Annotated in this window: 14 protein-coding genes; all 14 read left to right on the top strand. The window is 60.8% G+C overall.

From position 1 onward, the window contains the following. Window positions 1-527 (top strand): ubiquinone/menaquinone biosynthesis methyltransferase (locus tag SGJ19_13340; GenBank protein MDZ4781232.1); only part of this gene is annotated, 527 nt, incomplete at its 5' end. Further along, complete coding sequence (locus SGJ19_13335) at window positions 524-1,135, top strand: flavin prenyltransferase UbiX (GenBank protein MDZ4781231.1); 612 nt, start codon at window positions 524-526, stop codon at window positions 1,133-1,135. The genes SGJ19_13340 and SGJ19_13335, both read left to right, overlap by 4 nt. An 86-nt stretch (window positions 1,136-1,221) precedes the next feature. Continuing rightward, complete coding sequence (locus tag SGJ19_13330; protein ID MDZ4781230.1) at window positions 1,222-2,127, top strand: UbiA-like polyprenyltransferase; 906 nt, start codon at window positions 1,222-1,224, stop codon at window positions 2,125-2,127. Window positions 2,128-2,199: 72 nt separating this feature from the next. Continuing rightward, window positions 2,200-2,808: a Uma2 family endonuclease gene (locus SGJ19_13325; protein ID MDZ4781229.1), complete on the top strand. Its 609-nt coding sequence runs from the start codon at window positions 2,200-2,202 to the stop codon at window positions 2,806-2,808. 12 nt (window positions 2,809-2,820) lie between these two features. Then, window positions 2,821-3,429 (top strand): Uma2 family endonuclease, encoded by a 609-nt coding sequence (locus tag SGJ19_13320; protein MDZ4781228.1) that lies wholly within the window; start codon window positions 2,821-2,823, stop codon window positions 3,427-3,429. A gap of 203 nt (window positions 3,430-3,632) precedes the next feature. Beyond that, complete coding sequence (locus SGJ19_13315) at window positions 3,633-3,935, top strand: hypothetical protein (protein MDZ4781227.1); 303 nt, start codon at window positions 3,633-3,635, stop codon at window positions 3,933-3,935. Further along, complete coding sequence (gene mqnE, locus SGJ19_13310) at window positions 3,932-5,062, top strand: aminofutalosine synthase MqnE (protein MDZ4781226.1); 1,131 nt, start codon at window positions 3,932-3,934, stop codon at window positions 5,060-5,062. The genes SGJ19_13315 and mqnE overlap by 4 nt, the downstream gene beginning before the upstream one ends. 49 nt (window positions 5,063-5,111) lie before the next feature. After that, complete coding sequence (locus SGJ19_13305) at window positions 5,112-5,687, top strand: hypothetical protein (GenBank protein MDZ4781225.1); 576 nt, start codon at window positions 5,112-5,114, stop codon at window positions 5,685-5,687. Window positions 5,688-5,706: 19 nt separating this feature from the next. Beyond that, complete coding sequence (gene uvrA, locus SGJ19_13300; GenBank protein MDZ4781224.1) at window positions 5,707-8,487, top strand: excinuclease ABC subunit UvrA; 2,781 nt, start codon at window positions 5,707-5,709, stop codon at window positions 8,485-8,487. Window positions 8,488-8,964: 477 nt separating this feature from the next. Next, window positions 8,965-9,735: a polyphosphate polymerase domain-containing protein gene (locus SGJ19_13295; GenBank protein MDZ4781223.1), complete on the top strand. Its 771-nt coding sequence runs from the start codon at window positions 8,965-8,967 to the stop codon at window positions 9,733-9,735. Continuing rightward, complete coding sequence (locus tag SGJ19_13290; GenBank protein ID MDZ4781222.1) at window positions 9,732-10,442, top strand: DUF4956 domain-containing protein; 711 nt, start codon at window positions 9,732-9,734, stop codon at window positions 10,440-10,442. The genes SGJ19_13295 and SGJ19_13290 overlap by 4 nt, the downstream gene beginning before the upstream one ends. A 3-nt stretch (window positions 10,443-10,445) precedes the next feature. Continuing rightward, complete coding sequence (locus tag SGJ19_13285; GenBank protein MDZ4781221.1) at window positions 10,446-12,008, top strand: HlyD family efflux transporter periplasmic adaptor subunit; 1,563 nt, start codon at window positions 10,446-10,448, stop codon at window positions 12,006-12,008. Window positions 12,009-12,049: 41 nt separating this feature from the next. Beyond that, the gene (locus SGJ19_13280) at window positions 12,050-13,960 is read left to right on the top strand and encodes a lamin tail domain-containing protein (GenBank protein ID MDZ4781220.1); all 1,911 of its coding nucleotides are present in this window, start codon (window positions 12,050-12,052) and stop codon (window positions 13,958-13,960) included. A gap of 343 nt (window positions 13,961-14,303) precedes the next feature. Further along, window positions 14,304-15,284 (top strand): hypothetical protein, encoded by a 981-nt coding sequence (locus SGJ19_13275; protein ID MDZ4781219.1) that lies wholly within the window; start codon window positions 14,304-14,306, stop codon window positions 15,282-15,284. Window positions 15,285-15,407: the final 123 nt, after the last annotated feature.

Raw genomic sequence — 15,407 nt, 5'->3', positions numbered from 1 at the left:
ACCTCGCCATCGCCTACCAACGCGCCGGCCGAGGGAAAACGCCCGTCGTCGGCGCGGACTTTTGCCATCCGATGCTCGTCATCGGCCGCCAAAAAGGCGCCAAGCTGTCCGGGCTGCGGCCCGCGTTCGTCGAAGCCGACGCGCAAAAGCTTCCCTTTCCGGACGATCATTTCCAAATCGTCTCCGTGGCTTTCGGACTGCGAAACGTCGCCGACACCGACCGGGGGCTGCGCGAAATGACGCGCGTTTGCCGGCCGGGCGGGAAAGTCGCCGTATTGGAATTCTCGATGCCCACATTCCCGCCCGCCCGCGCGGTCTACGGGTGGTACTTCCGCAACGTGTTGCCGCGGATCGGCCAGTTGCTGGCCAGAAATCAGCGCGACGCCTACAACTATCTGCCGGCCAGCGTCGGCGAATTTCCCATGGGCGAAGCCCTGGCCGAGCGGATGCGCGCGGCCGGCTTGCGCGAAGTGCGTTTCCATCCGTTCACCTTTGGCGTGGCCACTCTCTACATCGGCGAAAAATGAACGCACCGAGCCTGCCGATTGTGTTGGCCATCACGGGCGCCAGCGGCGCGCCCTATGCCTTGCGCCTGTTGGAAGTACTGCTCCGCGCTGGCCGCGAAGTTCGGCTGTCGATTAGTCCCGCAGGTCAGGAAGTCTTGAGAACAGAAACGGGCCGCACCGTCGACTTAAAGAACTTCCGTCTCGCGGACTTGCTGTCCGACATCGAAGCGCTGTCCGGCAAGTTGCACTACGACCATTTCCAAAACCTCTACGCCCCCATCGCCAGCGGTTCCTCGCTCACCTCTGGCATGGTCATCTGCCCCTGCTCCGGCGGGACCATGAGCGCGATCGCGCACGGAACCTCGCAAAATCTGATCCACCGCGCCGCCGACGTCCATTTGAAAGAGCGCCGCAAGCTCATCCTCGTCCCCCGCGAAACGCCCCTCTCAATCGTCCAACTCAACAACTACAAACTCTGCGCCGAAGCCGGCGCAATCGTCCTCCCAGCTATGCCCGGCTTCTACCACGGCGCGAAGAGCATCGCGGACCTGGTCGACTTCGTAGTCGCACGCATCTGCGATCAACTGGAAGTGCCGCATCAACTCATGAAGCGCTGGGGGGAATCTTAGTTTGAAGTTTTCAGTGTTCCGTTTTCAGTATTTGGTAGCGAGCTCCTCACTGAAAACTGAAAACTGAACACTTCAAACTCAACACCATGCTAACCCGCCTCCGCCATATCCTCGAAATGATCCGCTTCAGCCATACGCTGTTTGCGCTGCCGTTTGCGCTACTGGCGGGAGTAATGGCCTGGGCGCTGAATTCGCAAAGCGTGCCGCCGGTCGCCTGGCGTTGGCAAGAACTCGCGGGCATCATTTGCTGCATGGTCTTCGCGCGCAGCGCCGCCATGTCATTCAATCGCCTGGCCGATTGGCGGCTCGACGCGCGCAATCCGCGGACGGAGCGCCGGCATATACCTTCAGGCCTGCTGACTTGGAACTCCGTGGCATTGTTTTTCGCCGTCTGCGCGATCGGGTTCGTCGCCAGCACGTTGTGGTTTTTACCGAATCGACTTCCGCTTTACTTGTCGTTGCCCGTGCTCGCGTGGATCTGCGGCTATAGCTTCGCCAAACGCTTCACCTCGTTCGCCCACTTCTGGCTCGGGGCGGCGCTGATGCTCGCGCCTATCTCGGCCTGGATCGCCGTCCGCGGGCACTTCGTGCAAACAGACATCACCGACTTGCTGCCATCGCTTGTGCTCGGAGGCGCGGTCCTGCACTGGGTCGCCGGCTTCGACATCATCTACGCCTGCCAGGATTTTGCAGTCGATCGACGGGAAGGGCTCCACAGCGTTCCGGCGGCGCTGGGCGTTCCGCGCGCGCTCAGGCTCGCGGCCGCTTGCCATGCGGCGATGATTGGGCTGTTGCTCTATTTGCCGTTCACATACCCACTGCTCGGCGGCATCTACTGGACCGGCATCGCCGCCGTCGCGCTGCTGCTGATCTACGAGCATTGGCTCGTCCGCCCAGACGATCTGACTCGCGTGAACGCGGCCTTTTTCCACGTGAACGCAATCATCAGCGCCGGGCTTCTGCTACTGGGCGCGGTCGATTTATGGTGGTAGCTGCCGTGTTGGCCGTCACGCGCACAGGGTATAATTGGTTGAGTGCCCATTAACTTGCTGGAGGGGACAGACATGATCCGCTCAAACTCCGCCACGACCGGTTCCATTACCGTCGACGAATTCTTCGAGCAGGTCGAGGACGGCCAAAAGGCGGATTTAATTGATGGAGTAATTTGGATGGCATCACCGGATTCTTTAGATGCGGACGACGTCCAAGGATTTATCAGGAGCTTGGTTCATACCTATATCGCCGCGAAAGGCATTGGCGGACGCGTCTGCGGCAGTCGAGTCGCCTTCGTCCTGAATGAGTCGAACGCTCCTGAGCCGGATTTGGCGTATCTGACGCCGGAGCGATACGCGGCGCAACATGGCAAACGCGTGAAGGGCCCCCCGGACATCGCGGTCGAGGTTACCTGCGAAGATAGTCGATCCCGGGACTACGAAGCGAAGTTTCGACTGTACGAACAGTTCGGCGTCCAGGAATACTGGATTGTCGATCTAGAGAATTCGCGGGCGGAGTTTTTTGTACTCAAACATGGGAGGTTTGAGCCGTTGCCGTTGGAGGATGGCCGTATCTATCGATCGACGGTCATCCCAGGATTCTGGCTCGACGCCCGCTGGCTGACGGAGAGTCCTCTCCCAAACGTGTATGCATGTCAGAAACTTATTCTTGGCCAGTAGAGGTTTATTGCCATGATCCGTCCGGCGCACAAAACAACCGGCCCGCATTCGGTCGAAGATTTCTTCGCCCTCGTGAAGGACGGCGAAAAGGCTGACCTTATTAATGGAGTTATTTACATGGCCTCACCGGATTCGCCGCGCGCGAATGACATCGGCTTCTTTGTCGGTTCGCTCCTGCGATACTTCGTCGCGGAACGAAGCTTGGGGGGCCGCTGCTACATCAGCCGCGTTGCCTTCGAGCTGGACGATTCCCACGCGCCAGAACCGGATGTCGCCTACGTGCGTGGCGAGCGCATGCACCTCGTGGCGAGTGGTCGTGTCAAAGGCGCCCCCGATATCGCTGTCGAAATCGTTTCGCACGACAGCGTCAACCGCGACTACGAGTTGAAGCGCGACATGTATGAGGCCGCCGGTGTGCCCGAGTATTGGATTATCGACCCGATCGACAATTCGGCCGAGTTCCTCGTCCTCCGCGACGGCCGCTACAAGACGGCGACCCTCGAAGATGGCGCCCGTTTTCGCTCGACCGTCCTACCCGGGTTTTGGCTCGACACGCGCTGGCTATTCGCCACGCCGCTGCCCAAAGAACCGGACTGCCTCCAACAAATCCTGGCGGGTTAACGATGCGGCCGCATTTCGGTAAGATGTTGTGGCGCTGGCGACCGCGGTTTGGGCTGCGGGCGCTGCTCCTATCGATTTCCGTCATTTGTTTATTCTTGGGAACCGAAGGTCAGCGGTGGCAGCGAGAAGTACGGGCACTTCGAGAGCTCGAATCGCGGGGAGCCTATGTTGCGTATACACGATGGTTCGGCACTAAGCGACGAATGGACGACCTGGGTTCATTGCGGGTTTTTGAGTCCGTAACGTCGGTGTCTATTCAACACGCGGCGGCAGACTGCGGTGAAACGCTTGCCGAATTCGCAGCTCTGGAGGAAGTGTCGTTCGATGTGGATTCGCTCAACGATGAGGACTTTCGCGTATTGTATGCCACGCAGGTGAGACTTCCTAAAGTATTTGTTATCGCGCAAGGACAACCTCAACGTATGAACAAAGCGAATTTAGAGGAACTGCAAGGACTCCAAGCACATTTAAGATTGACGGACCCGAGACGCCCGAGACGCAAATGACTGGCAATTCAATTTACTTCCACTCCATCCGCGATAAAGTCCTCGCCAACGAACGGCTCACGTTCGACGACGGACTCCACCTCTACAGCCCCGAGGTTCATCTCAATGACCTCGGCGCCCTCGCCAATGTCGTGCGCGAACGGAAGAATGGGAATCACGCGTATTACAACATCAATTCGCATCTGAATCCCACGAACGTCTGCGTGTATCGGTGCGTGTTTTGCGCCTTCCGGTCCGATCTGCGCGACCCCAAGGGCTATCTCATGTCCGACGAGCAGATCCTCGCTCGCGGGCAGGAGGCGGTCGACAACGGTTGCACTGAGATGCACATCGTGGGCGGCTTGCATCACCAGATGAAGTACGACTGGTACGTGAACGTCATCCGCCTGCTGCACGACGCTTACCCGTCGCTGCACCTGAAAGGCTGGACGGCGGTCGAGATCAACTGGTTTCAGCATCTCACCAAGAAAAGCGTCCGCGACATCCTCACCGATCTGATCGACGCCGGACTCGGCAGCATGCCCGGCGGCGGGGCGGAGATTTTCCATCCCGAGGTCCGCGACCAGATCTGTGAGCACAAGGCCGACTCGCGCAACTGGGTCGATATCCACCGCACCGCCCACGAAATGGGCCTCCGCACCAACGCCACGATGCTCTACGGCCACATCGAAAAGCCGTACCATCGCGTCGACCACTTGATCTGCCTCCGCGAATTGCAGGACGAAACCGGCGGCTTCCAAACCTTCATCCCGCTGGCCTTCCATCCGGACAACACCGGGCTGAGCCACATCCAGAAGCCGTCGGCGTTGACCGATCTCCGCACCATGGCCGTGGCGCGGTTGATGCTCGATAACTTCGACCACATGAAGGCCTACTGGATCATGCTCGGCGTCGGCACCGCCCAGGCGGCCCTCTCCTACGGCGCCGACGATCTCGACGGCACGGTCCGTCACGAACTTATCTATCACGATGCCGGCGCGGAAACCCCCGAGATCCTCACGGTCGACCACATCCGCCGCCTAATCACCGAAGCCGGCCGCGAACCGGTTGAACGCGACACGCTCTACCACCGCGTAGAACGGGACGGGAACCGCTGGCAAACGGCGGAAGCCATCGCGGTGGGTTAACGGTGCAGGACCAATCCGATTTTCACCGCAGAGGCGCGGAGACGCAGAGATGGACATTGATCTAGAGGCAGTAGAACACGATTTGCGTCGACAATTTGAGTTTAGACTGCCTGCGATGGTTGCAAGACAGGCAAATCTGCAAACGCAGCCTTTCATTCCCGACGCATTTTTTGCGCAGGCTTCGGCAGAGTGCCAGAGACTATTCGTCGAAGGTCATGACTATGCATGCATTTTGCTGACACAAGCCGTTGCCGAGGGCATTGCTCGATTCCTTGCGGAAAAAAACAACGTCAAGGTATTCGCAAATGACCATCGGGCGCAGATCAACTTGCTGCAGCATGCACCAGGCCCTCCAGCAATCACGCCCGCGGCGTTTTCGGCATTTCGTAAAATTAGAGGAAAGCCATGCGAGGACCGAAATGACTTTCACCACATGAACTCGAACGTCGAACAGAGTTGCGCAAAACTTGAACAGCGTGCAAAACAGTGCATCGAAAGCCTTTATTTGATTGAAGCAGAGGTTTTCGCGTTCGAATACGGGAACGGCGGCACTCTCGTACTGGCCAACCCACACTATTGGCCATCTGCTGGCGCGAATGAAGTCATGGTATACGTCCAAGGATGAGAAAGTCGCTCTAAGCTGCATGTCGACCGCCGCCCCCACCGCCACCGATGTCATCACCATCCGCGGCGCGCGCGTCCACAATCTTAAAAACATCGATCTCGATATCCCGCGCGACAAGTTCATCGTCCTCACCGGGCCGAGCGGTTCGGGCAAAAGTTCCTTGGCGTTCGATACGCTCTTTGCCGAGGGGCAACGGCAGTACATCGAGAGTCTGTCGAGCTATGCCCGGCAGTTCATTCATCAGTTGGAACGGCCCGACGTCGATCTGATCGAAGGCCTGCCGCCAACGATTTCCATCGACCAACGGGCTGGCAGCGCGAATCCGCGCAGCACCGTTGCCACGGTGACGGAGATTTACGATTACCTGCGTCTCCTCTACGCCCGGGCGGGCGAGCCGGAGTGTTTTCAATGCGGCGCGCCGATCCGCCAGCAGGCGCCAGAGGAAATCGTCGATCAGATCATGGCTTTGCCCGAGGGGACCAAGGGGATGATCCTGGCCCCGCTCATCCGCGGCCGGAAGGGGCAGCACGCCGAGGTCTTCGCGGCCGCGAAGAAGTCCGGCTTTGTCAGGGCGCGGATCGACGGCGCGATCCACGATCTCGACGCGCTACCGGAGCTCGCGCCCAAGAAAGACCACACGATCGAGGCCGTGGTCGATCGCATTATCGTCCGGCCGACGGTCCAAGCGCGGATCGCCGAATCCGTGCAACTGGCGATCAAGCATGGCGAAAATCTGGTCGTGCTGCTTCGCGAAGACAAATCCGCGCCCGGGGGCTGGCACGAATCGCTGTTCAGCACCACGTTTTCCTGCCCCAACTGCAAAATCAGCTACGAGGAGTTGGAACCGCGCACGTTCAGCTTCAATAGCCCTTATGGCGCTTGCCCGACGTGCGACGGCCTCGGCGCACGAAGGGATTTCGATCCGGATTTGGTGATTCCTGATAAATCGTTGGCCCTCAGCCACGGCGCGGTGGCGCCGTGGCGCGGAGCGGCGAGCAAGCTCCAAGAACGCCGCCGCGCGGAACTCGCCGCCACGGATTCTGCCTGGGAGACGCCGCTCGCCGAATGGAAACCGGCGACGATGGAAAAACTCTGGACGAGTTTGCAGGCCATCCTGAGCGAGGAACTGGAAAAATCAACGAACGAAAAACTGGTCGCGCGACTCGAAGCCTGCCGTGCGGAGCTTCCGTGCCCTGATTGCGGCGGTGCACGGCTCCGGCGCGAAGCTCGCAGCGTGAAGGTCGCCGGACTGGCGATCTACGAAACTACGCGACTGTCCGTCGGCGCGGCCGCAACCCACTTTGCTGGGCTGACATTCCGAGGCGCGCGAGCGCCGATTGCCAAGCCGCTCGTCCAGGAAATCCTGGGCCGGCTGCGGTTCCTGCTCAAAGTCGGCCTCGATTACCTCACGTTGGATCGCGCCGCCGACACGCTCTCCGGCGGCGAGTTGCAGCGAATTCGACTCGCGACCGGTGTCGGTTCCGGCCTGGTCGGCGTTTGCTACATCCTGGATGAACCGACCGTTGGCTTGCATCCGCGCGACACCCACCGGCTCATCGAAGCATTGCAGGACTTGCAGGCCCTCGGCAACACGCTACTAGTTGTTGAACACGATGAAGCCGTGATGCGGGCCGCGGAGCAGCTCATCGAAATCGGCCCCGGCGCGGGCATTCACGGCGGCGAGCTCGTCGCCCAGGGAACCGTCGCGGACGTGATGGCCGAACCCGACTCCTCGACCGGGCAGTTTCTCAGCGGCGGCTTGCGGATTGAAACGCCAACCTCGCGCCGCGTGGTTTCGCCGAAGCGCGTCCTGGAGTTGGAAGGCGCGACCGGCAACAACCTGAAGGACCTCACGGTCCGTTTCCCGCTCGGCGCCCTGGTCTGCGTGACCGGCGTCAGCGGGTCCGGCAAAAGCACTCTGGTCAGCGAGACGCTGGCCCGGGCGGTCCAGCGAAAACTGACCGGCGAAGGCCCCAAGCCGGCCGAACATCGCGCCCTGCGCGGGCTGAACCAGATCGACAAGTTCGTCGAAATCGACCAGCGGCCGATTGGGCGGACGCCGCGAAGTAATCCGGCCACTTACACTGGGCTGTTCGACGATATTCGCAAGGTGTTCGCCCAAACCAAGGAAGCTCGCCTCCGTGGGTTCAAAAGCAGCCGGTTCAGTTTTAATGTTGCCGGCGGCCGGTGCGACGAGTGCCAGGGGCAGGGCCTGCGAAAAATCGACATGCGGTTCCTCCCCGACCTGTTCGTCGAGTGCCCCGTCTGCCAGGGGCGGCGATTTAACGAACAAACTCTTGCCATCAGATACCGCGACCGCTCCATCGCCGACGTGCTCGACCTGTCGATCGACGAAGCGGCGGGTTTCTTCGAGAGCTTTCCGCTGATTGCCCGGATGCTCGCCAGCCTCCAGCAAGTGGGGGTCGGCTACCTGCGGCTGGGCCAGGCGTCGACGACCCTGTCGGGGGGCGAGGCCCAGCGGATCAAGCTGGCCACGGAGTTGGGCCGCCCCAGCACGGGTCACACGCTGTATATCCTGGACGAACCAACCACGGGCCTGCATTTCGAGGACGTCCGCCGGCTCCTGGGCGTGCTCGGGCAACTCGTGGACCAAGAGAATAGCGTGATCGTCATCGAGCACCACCTCGACGTGATCAAATCGGCCGACTGGATCATCGATCTTGGCCCGGAGGGAGGCGCAGGCGGCGGCCTCCTGTTGGCCGACGGGTCGCCGGAACAACTCGCCGCCCTGTCCGGGAACGAGACGGGCCGCTTCTTGGGCGCCGCGATGCCGTTGTAGGCCAACCCTGCAAGGGGCGGCGCTGGCGGCGCATGATTAAAAGCGTCGCGATTGGCACGCTACTTTCGGGGTACGCGTATTGGGCTTCGCTTCCCTGCGTGACCGGCGAAACAACGCGCAAGCCGATATGAATGCTTGACTTTCGTTATGATTCCGTTCAAGCTAAATGCTGCCAAATCGACGGGGAACCCGGTGCAAATCGGGTTGCTCTCGCTTGGTTATTGGACGGGAAGAACGAAATTCTCACACAAAGTTAACAGGCATTGCGCGGTTGAGGCTGCGCTGGAGTCGTGTCCGGCCAAGAACGAACGAGAGTTCGACCAAATCTTTGGGACACGCGATTTCGTCTTTGACGTGCTGCGATACTTCCTTCCGTCACGATCCAGGTGATTGCGCGAAGGCAAGCGGGCAGGCCGTGCCGGATCGGTCTCCGGCTCAACCCCGGCTAGCGAATCGTACGGAAGAGCAAGGGGCGCGATGTTCAAGCATCATCTCCAAGCGAATCGCTTCGAGTTGAAATACGTCATTAGCGATACCTGCGCCATCGGCGTGCGGAATTTTCTGCGCAGTTACCTCGTGTCGGACGAATTCAATCCGCCCGAAGGTGGCGGTTACCAGGTCAACAGCGTGTACCTGGACAGTCCCGATCTGGAGCTCTGTAACGCCACCGTGGAAGGCCACAAGAACCGGTATAAGCTCCGCATTCGCTTTTACGACGACGCTCCGACGAGCCCCGTCTTTTTCGAAATCAAACGTCGCTGCAACGATGCGATTCTCAAGGAGCGGGCGCGAGTGAAGCGCGAGTCGTGCGCCCGATTGCTGGCCGGCCACTGGCCGACTCATGCGGACTTGGTGAAGTTCTCGCCGAAGTCGTTTGACTCGCTGCGGACTTTCTGCGATTTGCGCAACCGGCTGCAAGCGCGCGGTCAGGCGATTGTTACTTACGAACGCGAAGCCTACGTCACGCAGGACTCCGATTCCGTCCGGGTGACCTTCGATCGCCAAATTCGGACAGTGCCGTTCTGCGGCGAATTTCGCGCCTCGAATCGCAGCGATTGGGCGTATCCCCCGATCGCCGGCACGGTGCTGGAGTTGAAATTCACCGAGCGATTCCCAGTTTGGATGAGAAACATGGTGCGGGTGTTCAACCTGCAGCGCGGCTCCATGCCGAAGTACGTGGAATGCGTGCAAGTGCTCGGCTCGGAGGCCCCTCGTGATCGTCATTTGACGCGGGGAGGCGCCCCGTGAACGGCTGGCAAGGCGTCAGGCCTTGGATGGAAATGCTGTTCTTCAGCGATCCCGGTTCGCACGGCCAGGGGCCCGAGTCGGCGATCTTGATGCTGGCGCTCGCGTTTGCGATCGGCCACGTCATCGGCTGGGTTTACATGCTCACGCATCGCGGATTGTCGTACTCGCAATCGTTTACGGCGTCGCTGGTCGTGATCCCAGTCATCGTGGCGCTGATCATGGCGCTGATGACCGGCGAAATCGTCATTGCCTTCGGCCTGCTGGCGGTCTTCGCCGTGGTCCGCTTTCGCAACGTCCTGAAAGACACCCGCGACACGACGTTCATGCTCTGGACGCTTGTCGAAGGCATGTCGGTGGGCACGCAGCGCTTCGGGCTGGCGTTGACCGGTTGCCTGGCCGTGAGCTTTGTCTTCTTGTACTTGCGAATGACCTCGTTCGGCGGGCGGCATCGTTACGACGTCATTCTTTCGTTGCACGTGTCCGCGGAAAATCAGATCGCGGCGGCTCTGACGCAGACCTTGAAGCGGCATTGTGCACGCACACAGCTCGCCAGCCAGCGCCATCTGGCCAGCGACCTGTTGGATCTTTCCTATCGCGTGCTGATGCGCGATCCGGCGCGTAGCCAGGAGCTGCTCGCCGATTTGGAAGCGACGGAGGGCATCGCCCACGTCTCCTTGTATCATCGCGAAGATGAATCGGAGATGTAATGCATGCCCAATAAATCCCGCATCCGCACGCCGATCACGCAATGGTGGCAACGCCTGCGCTACCAGTACGTGCCTTTCGTCACGTTTCTAGGCAGCGTCGTCTTGGTGCTCTACCTTTGGCAGCGGCAGATCGGCCAACCGAACGCCGTGGGCGAAGTGAGCGCTGTACGCGTCGACGCCACGAGCCCCGCCGAAGGCCGGCTGATCGCGATTCCGGGCGACCCGTTACGCTTGGCCGAGGAGGTCCAGCGAGGACAGGTGCTGGCGCTCATCGACGATGGCCCGCTCTTAGCGGAGCTAGCCGCGTTGCGCGTGGAACTGCTGGAACTCGAAAGCGACATTCCGGCCACGATCGAAGCGGAACGACTGGCGGAGGCCGACCGGCAGGCGGAACGAGCGACCGACGCCCAACGCGAAGCTGGCGATTCACGCCAGGAAAAACTCGATCTGGCCTCGGAGCGTCGTCGCTTGGAAGAGCGCGCTGAGCGCTTGCAGCTGGAAGAAATCCAGCGCCGCGCCGAGGCTCTCGTCTATCGCGTGACGTTCGAGGTGCAGAGCGCCAAGGCCAAGCGACTCGAGGAACTGTCCGGAAAAAATCTCCTGGACCTGCGCGGCTCCGTCGAAGCGTTTGACGCGCAAGCGGCTCGCGACGAAGCGGAAAAGGGACTCGACGGCGTCGCGCAATCGCTCGCAGCCATCGCCAGCTTGCGCGAAGGCCTGGCAAATACGGCCGCGGAACTGGAACGCTACGCAGGCGCGATTCAAGACCACGGGAAAACCCTCGAAACAATTCAAGAACGCGATCGTCTCCTCGCACGCATCGAGCAACTGCGTCACGAGGAAGAGCTGATGCGGTCGCAAATGCGAGCCTTTCGCATGGACGCGGCGCTGCAGCGAGTGCAATCGGATTACTCCAGCAAACTGGGGCTGCCGCCCAAGACGACTTTTGCGCCCCAGATCCTGAATGTTGCTCCGGAACGCGCCGCCGTCATCGCGGACGGCCGGCAGGCGGAGAGCGCGATCGAAGCGATTCGAACGGATCGCAAGCAACTCGCGGAACAACTCGCGGTGCTCGGCCCCGTCGGGGGTGCGCATGTCGACCAGTTGCTGGCGCCGATTCACGCCACGATCGAAGCCAAATGCCGCCAAATCGAGCTCATGTGCGCTCAATATGAAGCGCTCGAAGTTCGCGCGCCGGTTTCGGGCACGATCTCCTACATTTGGGCGCGGCCCGGTCAGACCGTCGCCGCCGGCGCGCTGATCGCCACCATCGCCTCCCCCTCCAGCGACTACATCGTCAGCTATATCCGGCAGGAAAATCTACTCCAGCCGGAGCCGGGGATGATGGTCGACATCCGGCCGCGTCGTAAGCCCGTGCAGTCCTACCCAGCCAGCGTGGCCCGCGTCGGTCCGCAAATCGAGCTGATTCCGGAGCATCAGCGTACAATTCGGGATGTGAACCTGCTGGAATACGGGGTGCCGGTCTGGATCAACGTGCCGGCCGAAGGCAAGTTGAAACCCGGCGAGTTGGTCGACCTGCGCTTTCACGCGCGCCCGACGAACTAGCCTGCCGCTTTGAAGTCGCCCACCTGAGAGAGAGGCTGTCCGTGCGCCATCGAACTTGCCGTCCGACGCTGCGCGTCGAGCGATTGGAAGTCCGCCAACTGCTCGCCGCCGTCGATTCGTTGCGGTTCTCGGAGATCATGTACCATCCCGCGGAACCCTCCGGCGGACCGTTCGCTAAGGACGATTTCGAATTCATCGAACTGGTAAATACTGCGGCGGAACCGATCCAGCTCGCGGGCGTCGAGTTGGCGGTCGGGGCGACTTTCAATTTCGCGACGTCGCCGGTGCAAACGCTGGCCGGCGGAGAACGCGTGTTGATCGTCAAAAATGTCGCGGCGTTCGAATCGCGGTACGGCGCCGGGTTGCCGATCGCTGGCGTCTTTGGCGGCGCGCTCGCGAACGGGGACGACCAACTCGACCTGCTTGACTTCGATACGCCGGTGCAGAGCGTCACTTACAAAGACGCCTGGCGCCCGGTCACGGACGGCGATGGCTTTTCCCTGACCGTGGTCGATCCGGCCGCCGCCCCGGCGATGTGGAACAACGCCGCGAATTATCGCGGCAGCCTGCGCGGCGGCGGCAGCCCAGGAACAAGCGAAGCGCCGTTGCACGCCGGCGACATCGTCATCAACGAACTGCTTGCCCACACGGACGTCGATCCGGGCGACTGGATCGAGTTGCACAACGTCACCGATCAGGCCATCAACATCAGCGACTGGTTTCTCAGCGACAAAGGCTCGGAACTCAATCGCTACCGCATCGCCGACGACGCATTCATCCCCGCTGGCGGCTACTTCACTTTCACCCAGCAGGACGATTTCGACGACAACGACGATCCCGGCGCACTCGTGCCATTCGGACTGAGCGAACACGGCGAAGCGGTGTTTCTCTCGTCCTGGGATTCCAATGGGCTCACTGCGTCCTACGCCGAAAGCCAACCCTTTCGCGCCAGCGATCGCGAGGTCAGCTTCGGTCGGTACCGCAACAGCACCGGCGAAGTGATGTTCGTCGAGCAATCCGCCTCGACGTTCAACGCCGAAAACGCCGCGCCGCTCGTCGGTCCGGTCGTCATCAGCGAGCTCATGTACAACCAGGCCGGCGCCGGCAGCGAACATGAATTCATCGAACTTTACAACACGAGCGCGACGCCGATCGTTTTGTTCGATCCGCTGCACCCGGAAAACACCTGGAAGTTCACCAACGGGATCGATTTCATCTTTCCCACCGGCGTGACGATTCCAGCTCATGGATATCTGGTCATCGCCAGCATCGATCCAGCGGCGTTTCGCGCGGCGAACAATGTACCTGCCGAAGTGCAAGTGTTCGGACTGTGGCTCGGCGGGCTCGACAAAAACGGCGAATCGCTCTCACTGTCGCGCCCGGGCGATCCGGAGTTGGTCGACGGCTTCGTGCCTTACTACCGCGCCGATCACGTCAACTATGACGACGCGGCGCCCTGGCCCAGCGCGGCGGATGGCGACGGCCCCAGTCTGGATCGTCAGGCAATGAACTTGTTCGGCAACGATCCGGCGAGTTGGCAGGCCAGCGCCGAAATCGGCGGCACGCCTGGCCGGCCCGCCGGTGCGATCGCTTTGGAGGGCGACACCAACGGCGACGGGCAAGTCAATGTGATTGACCTGAACAACGTCCGCAACAATTTCGGCGCGGACGGCCCCGGCGTCGTCGGCGACACCGATGGCAATAATCGCGTCGACGTCAGCGATCTCAACGCCGTGCGCAACAACTTCGGCGCCAGCTTGCCAAATCCTTCGCCCCTCGCCGCAGCGCCACAGGTAGTGCAGACGTCGGCGGCATCGCGTGTTCGTAGCGTCAGTGCACGGCAGGCATTAACTTCGCAACATGACGCCGCCCTCGGCGAATTACTGTTGGAATGGAATGCCCAGCTCGACCGCGCAGCCAAGCGCATTCGCGAACCGCGTCTACGATCATAGTGGATTCCGCCTGGCAGATATCGCGTCAAAGCGACAGCGACGGCCAGCTTGCGCGAATCGCAAAAAATAGGCCTCCGCAGGCGGGGCAGGAACCTGCGGAGGCCGTCATGAACGGAGCAAGCTCACGTCCATAGACTTCAAACTATCAAAACGTGCAGGTAATGCAAGCATTTTTGCAGTTGTCCAGTGAGAAATTCTTCCGTCCTCCGCGACTGACGGGCCGTCCACCCGCCAAAAGCAGGGTAAAACATTGTCGGGGCCGTCCCTGAAACCTATACTGCTTCGGGTCAACGAAATGAATGTACATACTTCGATGCTTCCGTCCTTCTTTCGGAACCTCTTTATGACGGGACGACGCGCCTGGCTGGGGCGAAGCTTCCTCTTGTTCGCCATCCTGCTCGTGGTGTTCGACGCCGCGACGCAGAGTGCTCCGCCTGCGGCGGAAGCCAAAGCAAAGCCGAAGCAAGCCGCCGCGAAAGGACCGGAGTTTCTCCGTCTTACGCGGGACTCGAAAGACGTGCTGACCGCGATGCAAACGGCCATCGTCAGTTACGTGCCGGCCGATGAATCCGGCCAAGGTTTGAAGGTCGATCTCGTGGCCGCCGTGCATGTCGGCGAGCGCAGCTATTACGATCAGCTCAATCGCGAGTTCGAAGGCTACGACGCCCTGCTGTACGAGCTCGTGGCGCCCGAGGACAACAACGTCCCGCAAGCCGGGCAAGGCACCAGCAACGCGCATCCGATCGGCCTGTTGCAAAATGGGCTGAAGGACATCCTGGAGTTGGAACATCAACTCGCCCTGGTGAAGTACGACCAGCCGAACTTCGTTCACGCCGATATGTCGCCGGAAGAATTCGCCAAGTCGATGGCCAGCCGCGATGAAAGCCTGACGAAGCTCTTCTTTCGCCTGATGGGCCAGGGCATCGCGCAACAAAGCAAGCAACAAGCCAAATCAGGCACGAGCGCCGAAGCCGAAATGATGGCCGCCATGTTTTCCCCGCAGCGCGCAGTGAAGATGAAGCGCATCCTCGCGGAACAATTCGGCGACCTGGAAAGCGCCATGGCCGGCCTGGACGGTCCCGACGGTTCGACGATCATCACGGAGCGCAACAAAGTGGCGCTCGACGTGCTCAAGGAACAAATCGCCGCCGGCAAGAAAAAGATCGGCGTCTTCTACGGCGCCGGCCACCTGAAGGACATGGACGAACGCCTGCGAACGGATTTTCACCTGAAGCGCGGCGAAACGCGCTGGCTGACCGCCTGGGACTTGCGCAGCGAGAAGCAGAAAAAGGCGGAGGAGAAACGCGGCAAAACAGCAGAGTAAGGGTAACCGTTCCCGAATCGGCATGGTTGTTGGGGTTGGTAGGTTGAGGGGGTGGGCTTGAACTTGGGCTTCCCTCGGTGACGGCTATGTCTCGAACTTCGGCGGCGGATCGTGTGTCATTTT

Source organism: Planctomycetia bacterium (assembly GCA_034440135.1).
Lineage (GTDB): Bacteria > Planctomycetota > Planctomycetia > Pirellulales > JALHLM01 > JALHLM01.
The sequence above is the reverse complement of the archived record's forward strand: the minus strand, read 5'-3'. Positions and strand labels throughout refer to the sequence as shown.